The organism is Massilia arenae (assembly GCF_008014745.1).
Classification (GTDB): domain Bacteria; phylum Pseudomonadota; class Gammaproteobacteria; order Burkholderiales; family Burkholderiaceae_D; genus Telluria; species Telluria arenae.
Window position 1 is genome coordinate 53,204 of record NZ_VPFD01000012.1, and the last position, 13,638, is coordinate 66,841.

The window sequence follows — 13,638 nt, forward strand, 5'->3', positions numbered from 1 at the left end:
TCCTTCGGCCAGCATCAGTGATTGAGGAAGTCGAGCAGGGCTTCGTTGAAGCCGGCCGGATCCTGCCACGGCGCGAAGTGGCTGACCTTGCGCAGCACGAGCAGGCGCACGTCGGGAATGGCGGCGGCCGCGTACTTGAAGTGGCTCATGGTGATGAATTCGTCGTGGTCGGCCGCCGCGATCGCGATCGCCGAGCCGCGTAGCGCCGCCAGCTGGGCGTCGGTGTAGTCTGGCTCCTTCGCCTGCATCGCCGCCACCGCGTCGCCCAGGCGCATGAAGCCCTGCGGATCGGGAGCGATGGCCTCGTAGTCGGCGCGCAGGCGCGGACCGATCAGCGGCAGCACCGGCGATGGCAGCGGCGCCTCGATGTGGCGTCGATTGACGTTGGGCCCGAAGGCGAACAGCCGGCTCACGCGCTGCGGCTGGCGCATCGACAGCTCCAGGCCGACGATGGCGCCGTCGCTCCAGCCGGCCACCGCGGCGCGGCGCAGCTTGAGCCGGTCCATCACCGCCGCGACGTCCTGCGCCATCAAGGCATACGACAGCGGCTGCTCGCCCAGGGTGCTGCGGCCGTGGCCGCGGCTGTCGACCAGGATCACGCGGTGCTTGCGCGCCACCAGCGCGCGCACCTGGTGCCCCCAGCCCAGGCTGCTGGCGCGGCCGCCATGCAGCAGGATCACCGGCGAGCCATGGCCCACGATGCCATACCAGATGCGCGCGCCGGCGTGCTCCACGTGGCCCTCTTCGGCCAGCGCCGGCAGCGGCGGCACCGCGGGCAGGGTTTCGTAGCGCGGCGGACGGGCGCTCGCAGTCGCGATGGCGTCGGTCTGTGCGCTCGCGCTGGCGCTGGCGGCGGCCAGCAGCAGCGCCGCCAGCAGGGTCGTGAGGGCGCTCAGGCAGCAATACAGCAGGACCGGGTGCTCGGCGTCATTGGCGTGAGCGACGTGTCGGGATGGCTTGTTCATCGTGCTTTCCATGGAAGTGGGAGGGGTGCAGCGTTCCCGGATAGTTACGCTGCGCCGTCCCGACCGGATGCACGATAGTCCTGCTACTCCAGCGCCGCCCCGGACTGCCTGACCAGCGCCGTGTGCTTGTCCATCTCGGACGCCAGGAAGGCGGCCGCCTGCGCCGGGCTGTTGCCGATGAACGTCATTCCCTGCCGCGCCAGGGCATCCCGGACCTCGGTCGATGCCAGTGCCTCCTGGGCCAGCGCATGGTAGCGCGCTACCAGCTGTGGCGGCAGGCCGGCCGGCGCCACCAGCGCCAGCCAGGCATCGAAGCTGTAGCCCGGCAAGCCCTGCTCGGCCAGCGTCGGCACGCGCGGTAGAAGGGCCGAGCGCTCCCGGGTCGACACGCCCAGCGCGCGCAGCTTGCCGCTGCGGATCAGGGGCGTCGCCACCGTCACCGACAGGAAGCCGAACTGCACCTGTTGGCGCAGCAGGTCGGCCGTCATCTGCGCCGTGCCGTTATAAGGCACGTGCTGGACGTCGAATCCGCCCGCCTCGGCGCGCAGCAGCTCTACGGCCAGGTGCAGCAGGCTGCCGGTACCGCCGGACCCGTAGTTGAGCACGCCCGGCCGCGCCCTGGCCAGCGCGATCAGGTCCTGCGCGCCTGCCACCGGCAAGGAGGGCACCGCCACCAGCACCAGCGGAAAGCTGCCGATCACGGTGATCGGCGCCACGCCGGTGAGCGGATCGAACGGCAGCGCCTTGCCCATCGCGCGGTTGATGACGTGGTTCGAGGCGACCATGCCCAGCACCGATCCATCCCTGGCCCCGCGCACGATCTGCGCGGTCGCCGGCACACCGGAGGCGGCGGGCTGGTTCTCGACCACCACCGGTCGCCCCAGCGCCTGTGAAAAATGGCGGCCGAAGAGGCGCGCCGCGAGGTCGGCGGTGGTCCCGGGGGCGAGCGGCACGATCATGTGCAGCGGCTGCGCGTCGGCCGGGGCCGCGTGCGCCGGGGCTGGCGGTGCCAGGGCCAAGGCTAAAGCCAGAAACGTCTTCGTCGCGCTCCACTGCATCCGGATTCCTTTCCTTCGATGCCGGCGAAGATAGCAGATTGGGACCGGCGGCGCCCTCCTGCCAATGGCCGGGCACCGCTTCTCCATCCTCCGCGGCGGCCGTGCACAGCGTGGGTATCAGCCCGCGTCCAGCCCTTTGAGAAAGCCGATGAGTTCCTCGTTCAGGCGCTGCGCCGCCTCGTGCTGGACCCAGTGGCCGACGTCTTCCAGCCGCACCTGCTTTACCAGCCGGGGCTGGAAGCGCTGCAGTTCTTCCAGCGACGGCGTCGTCGGGTGGAAAAACCGGCACAGGCCGTCGGCCGCGCCCCAGACATACAGCGAGGGCTGGCGGATGACGGCATTCCGGAAGGCCGGCATCAGATCGAAACTGAGGGGCAAGGCCCGGTAGTAATTCAAGCCGCCGCAAAAGCCGCTCTTCTCGAAGGCGCGTACCGTGTGCCGCACATAGGCCGGATCGACCCATGGCGGCGCGGCCACCGGCGCCGGGCGCAGCATGTCGCGCGCCGGATCGATCGGATCCCAGCGCTGTCCGGGCGGCGGGCTGGCCGATAGCCAGTACAGGATTGCGGGGATCGATTGCGATGGGGGCGCGAACAAGGTTTCCCGACCGGGCTTGATCCAGTCCAGCGCATAGTAGCGTTCGCCCAGGCCCCTGTTGCGCAAGTCGCTCCAGGTATCGACGTCGCCGCGCGGCGCGTACGGGATGCTGATGCTGGCCAGGGCGTGGAAACGGTCGGGCCGCAGCAGGGCCGCGCGCTGGGCATGGTCGGCGCCCCAGTCGTGGCCGACGATGACCGCGTGCTCGATCTTCAGGGCGTCCAGCACACCGACCAGGTCCCCGACGATGTGCAGCGAGGTGTACTGGCTGGCATCCGGCGGCGCAAAGCTCTCGCCGAAACCGCGCATGTCGAGCGCCAGCGCGCGGTAGCCCGCCCCGGCCACAGCGCGCATCTGGCTGCGCCAGGTCTCGGCGGTGTCAGGAAAGCCGTGGCAGAACAGCACCGCCGGCCCCTCTCCCTGCTCGAGTACGTGAAACGATTCGCCGTTGATGCTCAGCCTGTGCCGGCGCAGGGGCGGCGCATCGGACCGCGGCGCCGATGAATGAGGTGTGCGTGACATCGACGACATGGTTGGCCTCTCTTCGTAGAGTCGGGCGGGGCACGCAGTTTCTGTCACAATACCCGCAGGGACAACGCGCGCCAGGCCGACGTGTTAGCTACCAATGGTAAGTTACCATTGGTAGTAACCGTTGGCAGCGACTATACGCGCGCTGCTCATGCCGTCAAGCGAAGGACAATAGTTGACGAACAAGTTACCGAGGGCCAACCGCAGGGCCCAGCTGCTCGATCATGCGCACGCCATCGTGCGCGAATGCGGCACCGACGCGCTGACCCTGGGCGAGCTGGCCCGCCATGCCGGCGTGAGCAAGCCGATCGCCTACAGCCATTTCGAGACCCGTTCGGGCCTGCTCATCGCCCTGTATCGTGAGATCAACGAGCGCCGCCTGGCCGCGGTCGCGGCGGTGCTCGCAGCAACGTCGTCCACCCTGCCCGACGTCGCCCGCGTCGTGTCGGATGCCTACATGGCCTGCCACGCGGCGCTCGGGCCGGAATGGCATGCGATCGCCGCCGCGATGCGCGGCGACGCCCAGATGCTGGCTTGCCAGCAGCAGATGCTCGACGGCTATGCCGACTTCTTCCACGCCGCCCTGGCGCCGGTGTCGAGCCTGCCCGCCGACGTTGTACGGCGCCGCTGCATCGCCATCATCGGCGCGGCCGAGGCGCTGTCCGACGCCATGGTGCGTGAACGCATGACCGAACGGATCGCCGCGGACGAGCTGTGCTCGCTCATCCTTGCCTGGCTTACCTGTTAAGCCTCCCGGCGGATCGGACTTCGACGGCTCAGGCGCCGCGCAGCCAGCCCCGACGCCAGAACGGACGCCCCCGGTAAGCAATCCGCGCCGACAATGCGAGAACGACCCGCGTGCCGCGCCCGCCGTGGCCCGCGCCGCTATGGATCTCCAGCCTGGCGCCGATGCGCTCGGCGCGTTCGCGCATGCCGCGCAGGCCCCAGTGATCGGGCCGGCCGTGCCCCGCCAGCCAGGAGGGATCGATGCCGCAGCCGTCGTCCGCCACCGTCAGCGCGAAGGCGCCACGGCGGTAGGCCACGTCCACCGTCACCTGCGCCGCCCGGGCATGGGCGAAGGCGTTGCGCAGCGCCTCATGGCCGATCCGGTAGACCTCGTCCAGGATGGCCGGCTGCAGGCGCCGCACCGTCCCGTCGACCGCGAACGCGAAGCCGCAGTCCCACTGCGCGGCCAGCTCCTCGCCCGCCGCCGCCAGCGCCTCGTGCAGCTCGCGCGTATCGAGCGGACCGCCGCGCAGCGCGCGCACGCGGTCGCGGCCCTCCACCAGCACCTGGTCGGCGCGCACCAGCGCCTGTTCCAGCTGCGCCCGGGCGGGAGCCCCGGATGGCAGCATGTCGGCCGCCGCCTGGAAACGCAGCACCAGCCCATGCACGCCCTGCAGCAAGGTGTCGTGCAGCTCGCGCGCGATGCGCTCGCGTTCGCGGTGGCGCTCCTGCAGACGGTCGCGCACGCGCTCGGCGGCGCGGCGCGCGGTGGTCCGGTAGACCATCCGCAAGGCCGCCAGCAGCAGCAGGCCCGCTCCCGCCAGGAACAGCGGATGGCGGTAGAAGGCGCGCGCGACACGCAACTGCAGCACCGCCTCGCGCGGGCTCGGCACGCCATCCTTGTTCAGGGCGACGACGCGAAACGCGTAGGCGCCCGGCGCCAGCCCGGTATAAATGGCCTGGCGCGCGCGGCCGGCGTCCACCCAGTCGGTATCGAAGCCGTCCAGCCGGTAGCGAAAGCTCAGCCGCTCCGGCGCGGCCAGGCTCGGCGCCGTGTAGTCGATAGCGATACGTTGCACTCCCGCCCCAAGGCTGAGCGGCGCATCGGGCGCGAGCCTGGCGCCGTCGACGCTGACCGCCTCGATCTCGACCGCCGGTCCCGGTTCGGCCGGCGGCAGGCGCGCCGGATCCAGCGACACCACGCCGCCGCCGGTCGAGAACCACAGCCGCCCGTCGCCGGCGCGCACGGCGGTCGGCAAGGGCAGCACCTGGTGCGGATCGTTCGCCAGGCCGCCCAGGGCGTCGAAGGAGCGGTAGCGGATGCGGTGGCCGGGCGTGGCCATCGCGTGCGCCAGCTCGGCGGCAGGGAGCTGGAAGATGCCCGCCCTGGCATGCAGCCACAGGTCGGCCTGCCGGCCGTCTCCCGTGGGGACGGGGACGATGGCGTAGATATTGTCGAACATCCCGTCGCCAGGCAGCGCCAGGCGGCGCAGGCGCCCCGCCTCGACATAGGCCAGCCCGTGCTGCCCTCCGACCCAGCTGCGTCCCGCATGGTGGGCCAGCGCGGTGACGTGGCCGAGGCCATCGGCTTGCGTCCAGCGCAACGTTCGCCCGTCGCGGCGCGCTTCCAGCAAGCCATCGCGGTAGCCGAACCAGAGCCAGCCGTCGGGCGCGGCCAGCGCGCTGACCGGCATGCGCTGGCTTGCGCCAGGCGGCGTGCCGGCTACCTTCGCCCAGCCCCCGGCTTCGAGCCGGAACAGGCCAACCTTGTTGATCGAGACCCATAGCACGCCCTGCCCATCGCGCGCCATTGCGCGCACCGGCGCCTGGCCGGCGGCGCCGGGAGGCAGGTCGGCCACGAATTCCAGCTGCCGCTGCGCACGATGGGGCGCGCGCCAGATGCCTGCCGGGCCGGCCATCCAGATGCCGCCTTCGGCGTCGCGGATGGCGCTGTTGACCGGCGCCGGCATGGCCAGCGCCTGCATGCGGCCCTCCTGCAGCCGCAGCGCCGAGCCGCTGCCCGGTCCGCCCCACATACTGCCGTCGGGGCCGGCGGCCAGCGCCACGTTCAGCGCATCGGGCGGAAACGCCGACGGCGCCAGGATACGCGGCCGAAAGCGGTCCAGGCCTGCATTGGTGCCGACCCACAAGTTGCCGGCGGCGTCCAGGTGGAGCCGCCACACGAAGTCCGAGCTCAGGCCCTGCCTGGCCGTGAAACGGCTGGCGCCGGCCAGCGCCGCGAGGCCGTCGGGACGCGCCACGTGGAGCAGGCCGCGGCCGGTCGTGCCGAGCCACAGGCCGCCGGCGCCGTCGATTACCAGGCCCGTTGCCGGCGCATCGAGCCGCGCCGTGCCGGACGACAGCGCGTGCCCCTCCAGCACCACCCGGTGCACCCGGCTGCCCCGGCGCTCGGCCAGCCAGAGCGCGCCATCGGGCGCCTGCGCGATCTGGCTCACGCCATCGACCCGCAGGCCGGTGTCGGTGAATCGCCGGTCGCCGTCGCGCAGGTAATACAGCGTGTGTTCGCCGGCGGCCCACAGCACGCCGCCGCGGTCGACGAACACGGCGCGGGCGCCGGCCTCGTCGAAACCCTGGTCGCGGCCGATGCGCCGCCATGCGCCGTTCGCCCGCCGCGCCAGGCCGTCTTCGGCAGCGGCCCAGATGGCCTGGCTACGGTCTTGCGCCAGGCCGTACACCACGCCGGCCGGCGCGTCGGGTCCGCGCTCGCGCGCGAGGACTGCCCCGGGACGGGACAGGGCCACGCCGCCGCTGCGCAGGCCGACCCACAGGGCGTCGCCCTGCGCCAGCAAGGACGACACGATGGCCGGCGCCCCGCGCGCGCCGGGCGGGTGGCGCCGAAAGCGCAGGCCGTCGAAGCGTACCAGTGAATCGTTGGTGCCCAGCCAGAGATAGCCATCGGCGGCGTGAGCGATCGCGCCGACCTGGCTCGGCCCGCCGTCGGAAGACAGCCAGCGCCGGTGTTCGAGGCGGTCGGGGGCATGTTCGTGCGCGGTCGCGGCCGCAACGGGCGGCGACGATACAAGCGTCAGCAGGATCGACAGCAGCATCGCCAGTGCCTGGCGAACCGGCCCCTGGCGAATGTGGCGATGTTGCAGGATTTTCATTTCCCGATGATAGCATCGGCGCTGGGGCGATCTGGCGCTGGAAGCCTCCCGAGCCGCGCCTGCGTTACACTGTCGTCCCCGTCCTTCGCGGCAATGACGGGCGTGCGTAACCACCAGACCAGAAACCCATATGCTCACTACCCTCCTCGATTGGTTCCTCCACCTCGACCGCCACCTGGCCGTCCTCGCGGCCGAATACCAGATCCTCGTCTACGTCCTGCTGTTCGCCGTGATCTTCGTCGAAACCGGCGTGGTCGTGATGCCCTTCCTGCCCGGCGACTCGCTGCTGTTCGTGACCGGCGCGCTGGCGGCGAAAGGCATGCTGTCGCTGCCCGTTCTGATTCCGCTGCTGATCGTCGCGGCGGTGGTCGGCGACATCGTCAACTTCGCGATCGGCACACTGTTCCGCGACCGGGTCAAGCACGGCTACCGGCTGCGCTTCATCAAGCCCGAACACATCGCCCACACCGAGCGCTTCTTCGAGCGCCATGGCCCCAAAACCATCGTGCTGGCACGCTACGTGCCGATCGTGCGCACCCTGGCGCCGTTCGTCGCCGCGCTGGGCAGCATGCGCTACCGGACCTTCCTATCGTATAACGTGGCCGGCGGCACCTTGTGGGTCGTGTCGCTGACGGTGGCCGGCTTCGCTTTCGGCAATATCACCTGGGTCAACGACAACCTGACGGCGGTCATCATGGGCATCATCGTGCTGTCCCTGGTGCCGGGCATCGTGGCCTGGCTTCAGGAGCGCCATCGCGCGAGGGCCGGCGCCGACCGCCAGGCCTGATGCTTCACTACGGCGCTCTCGCCGCTTCGTAGCCGGCTTCACGGAACCACCGCGCCCCATCGCTGCTCGAACGAAGGCGACTGCATGCCAGCCCGGCATGCAGCGGCCACCCGCCGCACCGAGAAGACAGCACAAGTGAGTTCCGCCCCGATGTCCAGCAAGCGGGCCAGGCTGCGAAGCTGGCTGGTGCCGACAATCGCGGCCGTGCTGCTGTGCGCGGCATTCTGGGTCTTGCATAACCAACCGCAGGCGATCCGCTATCGCGATCTCCAGGCCGCGCTGGCCCGGCTCGGCCCCGAGCACCTGCTGCTGGCCCTGCTGTGCTGCGCGGCCAACTACCTCGTCCTGAGCTGTTACGACCAGCTCGCTTTCGTCTATATCGGCAAGCGCATCGCACGCACGCGCCTCGCCCTGACGGCCTTCATCGGCTACGCGATCAGCAACAGCGTCGGCTTCGCGCTGCTGTTCGGCACAGCAGTGCGCCACCGCTTCTATTCGCGCTGGGGCGTGGGCGGCGCCGACCTGTCGCGGATCGTGGCGCTGAACGGCATCACCTATTGGCTCGGCCTGCTGGCGCTGGGCGGCTGGGCCCTCATCGATCACCCGCATGCCTGGCTGCAGGGCCAACTGGCCCAGCGCGGCGCGCAGTGGCTTGGCCTGGCCTGCGTGGCGCTGGTGGGCGCCTATCTGCTGCTGCCGCTGGTGCGCAAGTCGCCGTTGCGGGTGCGCGGCTTCGACATGCGGATCCCGCCGCTGCCGCTCACTCTGGCTTAGTTGCTGGTGTCGGTGACCGACTGGATGCTGGCGGCCAGCGTCCTGTACGCCCTGCTGCCAGCGGATGGGCCGCCCTACCCCGTCGTGCTGGGCGCCTTCCTCGCGGCCAGATGGTGGCGCTGCTTAGCCACGTGCCGGGCGGGCTCGGCGTGTTCGACAGCATCGTGGCGCTGCTGCTGGCGCCCTGGCTGCGCGCCGACCAGATCGTGGCGGCGCTGCTGCTGTATCGCATCGTCTATTATCTGATTCCGCTGAGCCTGGCCTTGCTGCTGCTGGTCGGCGACGAGACGCGACACCGTGGCGCACGCCTGCGGCAACTCGGGCAGTCTCTGGGACAGCACTCGGTGCGGCTGGCGCCCAGGATCCTGTCGCTGTTCACCTTCATGGCCGGCGTGCTGCTGCTGGTCTCGGGGGCCACGCCGGCCGCGCACCGGCGATTGCATTGGCTGTCAAGCCTGTTCCCGCCCGGCCTGTTCGAAGCCTCGCACTTTGTCGGCAGCATCGTGGGCGTGGCCCTGCTGCTGCTGGCTCAGGCGATCGCGCGCCGCATCCGGCTGGCCTGGTATCTCGCCGCCGGCGCGCTGGCTGCCGGCATCGCAGCTTCTTTGCTGAAGGCCGGCGACTGGGAAGAAGCGGCCTTGCTGGCCTTGCTGCTGCTGGTATTCGTGCCGAGCCGCCGCCTGTTCGAGCGGCGCGCGGCCCTGTTCGATACCCGCTTCTCGCCCGGCTGGATCGTCGCCATTATCGCCGCCTTCGGCGCCTCGCTGTGGATCGGCGTCTTCGCCTACCGCCACGTCGACTACTCGAACGCGCTGTGGTGACAGGTGGCGCTGCACGACGACGCGCCGCGCTTCCTGCGCGCGAGCCTGGGCGCCGCCGTGGTCCTGTTCGTCTTCGGCATCTCGCGCCTGCTCAGGCCCCTGCCATACTTCACCGAACCGCCGTCCGGCGCGGCGCTGGCCGACGCCGAGCGCATCGTCCGCACGCAGGGCGAGACGCTGCCCTTCCTGGCCTGGCTGCGCGACAAGGAGTTGCTGTTCAATCCTGAGCGCACGGCCTTCATCATGTATGGCGTGCGTGGCCGGACCTGGGTTGCGCTGGGCGATCCGGTCGGCCCGCCGGCCGCTGCCGCGCCGCTGATACGGGACTTCGTCGAGCGCGCGGATGACCATGGCGCCACCCCGGTGTTCTACCAAGTGCATCCGGAGCAACTGCACTGCTACGCCGACCTGGGACTGGCCTTCGCCAAGTTCGGCGAGGAAGCACGTATCCGCCTCGATGGATTGTCGCTGGCGGGAGGCCGCTTCAAGGAGTTGCGGGCGGCGATGCAGCGCCTCAAGCGGGAGCACGTGGATTTCCGGATCGTGGCGCCGGAATCGGTGCCGGCGATCTTGCCGCAGCTGCGCTCCGTGTCGGACGACTGGCTGGCCGGCAAGGCCGGCGGCGAGAAGGGATTCTCGCTGGGCTTCTTTGCCGATGATTATTTGACGCGGCAACCGGTGGCGGTGCTCGAGCGCGAAGGCCGCATCGTGGCCTTCGCCAACCTGCTGTGCGGGCCCACCGGCCAGGAGCTGTCGATCGACCTGATGCGTTTCATGCACGCGGCGCCACGCGGACTGATGGACGGTTTGATCACCCACGTGTTCCTGTGGGGGCAGGAACATGGCTACCGCTGGTTCAATCTCGGCATGGCGCCGCTGTCCGGCGTGCCGGATTCCGCGGGATCGCCCTTGTGGAACCGGCTGGCCGGTTTCGTGTACCGGCATGGGGAGTCCATCTACAAGTTCCAGGGCCTGCGCGCCTACAAGGAAAAATTTCATCCGGTCTGAGAGCCGCGCTATATCGCGTATACCGGCGGCAAGCTGCTTCCGGTCCTGCTTGCAGATATCGCCGCGCTCTCGGCGCGCGGCTATGCGAGGATCTTCCTGTGAACGATGACCGCACGCACCGGCGCAGGTGCGGCAGCATTCGCGCATGCTACGCCACCCTGCTGCTGGCACTGGCGTGGCCGATTGCCCCGGCGCAGCCGGCCACGCCGGCCATCACAGCGCCTGCACATGGGCCGGCACAGCCCGCCCCGGTCATGCTGCGCTACGGCCCGTTCAGTGAGGTCGCGGTATATCCGCCGGCCGGCAAGGCCACCAGCATCGCGCTATTCATTTCCGGCGACGGCGGCTGGAACCTCGGCGTGGTCGACATGGCACGCCACCTGACCGACATGCACGCGATCGTGGCGGGCGTCGATATCCGCCGCTATCTGCGCGGAGCCGACGCCTCGCAAGGACAGTGCCGCAACTTCGCCGCCGATTTCGAGGGCCTGGCGCACGCGGTTCAGCGCCATCTCGCGCTCGACGACTACCTTGCGCCGGTCCTGGTCGGCTATTCATCGGGCGCGACGCTCGCATATGCCGCCGCCGCGCAGGCGCCCATCACAAACATCATGCTCGCCGCGGCGCGGCGCAATGCAACGCCCTGGATCGCCTTCCAGGGCGATATCGACCAGGTCTGCGATGCCGGCAAGACCCGGCAGTTCGCCGCCGGCACCGGCAATGCCGGCCTCGTCTGGCTGCCGAAGGTTGGCCACGGCTTCTCGGTCGAGCGCAACTGGCTGCCGCAGTTCCGGGCCGCCTATGCCAGGCTGACCGCACCGGGCAAGCCGCCGTCCGCCAAGGATCCAGCGCTCGGCGACTTGCCGCTGACGGCAGTGCCTGCCAGCGCCGACACCGCCCCCGCGACGCAGGACCTGTTCGCGGTCCTGCTCAGCGGCGATGGCGGCTGGGCCGGACTCGACCAGGACGTGGCGGCGGCGCTGGCGGCGCGCGGCGTCCCGGTGGTCGGCTTCGACTCGCTCCGCTATTTCTGGCGCGCTCGCACGCCGCAAGCGGCTGCCCGCGACCTGGCGCGCGTCGTGCGCGGCTATGGCGCCGCCCGCGCGTGCTCCTGATCGGCTACTCGCTCGGCGCTGACGTGCTGCCGTTCCTGTACGCGCGCCTGCCGGCCGATGTGCGCACCGCGGTGCGCAGCGTCACCTTGATCGGCCCGGGCAAGACGGCCAGCTTCGAATTCCACGTCGCGGACTGGCTTGGCGCCGGCGCCAGCGCGCACCATGCCGCTCATGCCGGAGGTGGCGCGCATGGGCGGTGCCACCATCCTCTGCCTCCACGGGGTCGAGGAATCCGATTCACTCTGTCCGTGCCTGACGGGCCGGCGCCTCACGGCGGCCGCGCACCCCGGGGGCCACCACTTCGACGGCGACTACCAGTTGCTGGTGCACCAGATCATCGAGCATCCGCCGCCGGCGCCGGGAAGGGCACCGTAACTACCAGCGAGATCCGGCTTCCTTCATGCGCCGCCTTTTCGGCCGGGAAGCAGCGTGTTCCGGCCTGCCCGCGCCACCGCCGATTGTAGTGCGTTGACGGACATCGATCGGCATACCGTGGAAACAATCACGCCGCTGATCCGTCGCCGAATGCTTCCTGTACAGCCGGTCGCGCCCTGCCAGTTGCTGGTACGCGGTGGCCAAGATGACATCTTATTTCAATTCGGCAATAATAGTAAAACCGGTTTCTGGTCAGCCCCATGCCGGGCCTGCCGACGTCCGGACCGATCCGAACCTGACGAGAATAGACATGCACGACAGCGCACTACAGAACCAGCTACAGCTTCTCTGCGACGAGCCCGACTTCCAGATCCTGCGCGCCAGACTCAACCGCTTCGATCCGTTCAAGGCGCTCAAGGTCGAGCGCTATGAACTGCGTCACACCACGACCCTCGCCTGGCTGCTCGATCCACAACAAACGCACGGGCTGGGCGACAGTTTCCTGCGCGCGTTCCTGCACGATATCCGCGACGCGGCAGGACAGGCGATGCTTGGCGCCGGCCAGCCGCTGATCGGGCACGTCGCCGTCCAACCCGAACTCCGCCTGAGCGGTGGTCAATTGCACGCGCCCGTGACCGACGACACCGGCGGCGCGGTGGCCGCCGCGAGGATGACGGGAGAGCTCGACGTCCTGATCGAGAGCGAAACCTGGGCCGTTGCGATCGAGGCGAAGATTGACAGCAGGGAGGGCCAATGGCAGCTGCGCGACTACGGCCAATACCTGAAGGCCCGCTTCGGCGGCCGCAAGCGTCTGGCCCTGCTCTACCTCACGGTCCAGCCCGAAACTGACGTGATCGAGGAAAACCCCGACTGGACCGGTATCCAGTGGGGCGGACACGCCGTCACGGCGCTGCGGTCATCCCTGAAATCACACTACGGCTCCGACCCGCAGCAGGCCCTCGCGTCCTGCCCGGCGGACGCGCGCGCGCTCTGCGAATTCCTGCATGGCTATCTGGATCTGCTGGATCGCCTCGGCGACACGCTACATGGCGTCGCCGATACCGTCCAGAAGCTGGCCGACCGGTATTACGGCGCCCTTGGCGCCCTGAAGAAGGCGCTGCGCCAGTGCGAAGACGAGGGCCTGCCCGTCCTTCCATGGTCGACACAGCCGAGCTGGTCCGGGCGCTACTGGGCCGATCGCCAGTTGTTCGACATCCTGGTCGGCCGCATGCGTTCGCCCGAGGCGGGCTTCGCCGCGGCCGTAGTCGAGCGGGTATTCGCGCCGGCGGCCATGCCGCTGAACCGGTTCGGCTCTGGCATCAACAGCGCGACGGTGCGCTTCGTCCCGCAGCAATGGATGGACTGGCAAGTCGGCCAGGATGACCGCCGGGCGCCGTTGCACACGCTGATGCACTACCACGTCGCCTTCCGCAACGTTCAGAGGGATATCGAGATCAAGCTGTTGCTCCCCCGCAGTCTTGATCATGACCTGCAGGTGCGCCTCGTCGAACAGCTGCTCACGCTGGAGAAGGCGCGCGGATCGGCATCGCTGCAGCCGAAGGCGCCCTACCTCGGCGACTTCCTGGAACCGACCGGCAAGTCGCTCAAGCTGTACACCGATTCGCTCGCATGGCGCCTGGACGGCACCGATCTTGCGCTGGTCGACGGCGCCGACGATAGGATCGCCGCGTTCTGGCACGCGGTAGCCGAGCACACTGCCCTGCTGGAAAAAATCCTGTCGACCGACGCGCGCTAGGTC

At 69.8% G+C, this 13,638-nt stretch carries 11 protein-coding genes and 1 pseudogene; 8 read left to right on the plus strand and 4 right to left on the minus strand.

Annotated elements, in window-relative coordinates:
• Window positions 1–14: 14 nt before the first annotated feature.
• From FVD38_RS12140 to FVD38_RS12150, 3 genes are all read right to left on the minus strand, one after another.
• Window positions 15–965 carry an alpha/beta fold hydrolase gene (locus tag FVD38_RS12140; protein ID WP_187271565.1) on the minus strand — a complete coding sequence of 317 codons (951 nt, stop codon included), beginning with the start codon at window positions 963–965 and terminating at the stop codon, window positions 15–17.
• An 83-nt stretch (window positions 966–1,048) separates the two neighbouring features.
• Complete coding sequence (locus FVD38_RS12145) at window positions 1,049–1,984, minus strand: tripartite tricarboxylate transporter substrate-binding protein (protein WP_229493607.1); 936 nt, start codon at window positions 1,982–1,984, stop codon at window positions 1,049–1,051.
• Between the two features lie 156 nt (window positions 1,985–2,140).
• Entirely contained in the window at window positions 2,141–3,142 is a 1,002-nt protein-coding gene (locus tag FVD38_RS12150) for an alpha/beta fold hydrolase (protein ID WP_147935051.1), read from the minus strand.
• 181 nt (window positions 3,143–3,323) lie between these two features.
• On the opposite strand from FVD38_RS12150, the gene FVD38_RS12155 reads away from it, so the two are divergent.
• Complete coding sequence (locus FVD38_RS12155) at window positions 3,324–3,896, plus strand: TetR/AcrR family transcriptional regulator (RefSeq protein WP_147935052.1); 573 nt, start codon at window positions 3,324–3,326, stop codon at window positions 3,894–3,896.
• A gap of 28 nt (window positions 3,897–3,924) precedes the next feature.
• Here FVD38_RS12155 and FVD38_RS12160 read toward each other — a convergent pair whose 3' ends face one another.
• Entirely contained in the window at window positions 3,925–6,999 is a 3,075-nt protein-coding gene (locus FVD38_RS12160) for a sensor histidine kinase (protein ID WP_147935053.1), read from the minus strand.
• 130 nt (window positions 7,000–7,129) lie between these two features.
• Here FVD38_RS12160 and FVD38_RS12165 point away from each other — a divergent pair, with 130 nt between their 5' ends.
• The 7 genes and pseudogenes from FVD38_RS12165 to FVD38_RS12200 all read left to right on the plus strand — a co-directional run bounded on the left by FVD38_RS12165 (window position 7,130) and on the right by FVD38_RS12200 (window position 13,635).
• Window positions 7,130–7,786, plus strand: coding sequence for a VTT domain-containing protein (locus tag FVD38_RS12165; protein ID WP_147935054.1), 657 nt, complete (start codon window positions 7,130–7,132; stop codon window positions 7,784–7,786).
• A gap of 84 nt (window positions 7,787–7,870) precedes the next feature.
• Window positions 7,871–8,560: a lysylphosphatidylglycerol synthase transmembrane domain-containing protein gene (locus tag FVD38_RS12170; RefSeq protein WP_147935055.1), complete on the plus strand. Its 690-nt coding sequence runs from the start codon at window positions 7,871–7,873 to the stop codon at window positions 8,558–8,560.
• A gap of 110 nt (window positions 8,561–8,670) precedes the next feature.
• Window positions 8,671–9,381 carry a putative bifunctional lysylphosphatidylglycerol flippase/synthetase gene (locus FVD38_RS12175; RefSeq protein WP_147935056.1) on the plus strand — a complete coding sequence of 237 codons (711 nt, stop codon included), beginning with the start codon at window positions 8,671–8,673 and terminating at the stop codon, window positions 9,379–9,381.
• Window positions 9,382–9,384: 3 nt separating this feature from the next.
• Complete coding sequence (locus tag FVD38_RS12180; protein WP_147935057.1) at window positions 9,385–10,389, plus strand: phosphatidylglycerol lysyltransferase domain-containing protein; 1,005 nt, start codon at window positions 9,385–9,387, stop codon at window positions 10,387–10,389.
• A 254-nt stretch (window positions 10,390–10,643) separates the two neighbouring features.
• Window positions 10,644–11,599 (plus strand): annotated as a pseudogene (locus FVD38_RS27075) (AcvB/VirJ family lysyl-phosphatidylglycerol hydrolase); the annotation flags it as partial.
• 67 nt (window positions 11,600–11,666) lie between these two features.
• Window positions 11,667–11,879, plus strand: coding sequence for an AcvB/VirJ family lysyl-phosphatidylglycerol hydrolase (locus FVD38_RS27080; RefSeq protein WP_147935059.1), 213 nt, complete (start codon window positions 11,667–11,669; stop codon window positions 11,877–11,879).
• A 310-nt stretch (window positions 11,880–12,189) separates the two neighbouring features.
• Window positions 12,190–13,635: a PD-(D/E)XK nuclease family protein gene (locus tag FVD38_RS12200; protein ID WP_187271566.1), complete on the plus strand. Its 1,446-nt coding sequence runs from the start codon at window positions 12,190–12,192 to the stop codon at window positions 13,633–13,635.
• Window positions 13,636–13,638 lie beyond the last annotated feature (3 nt).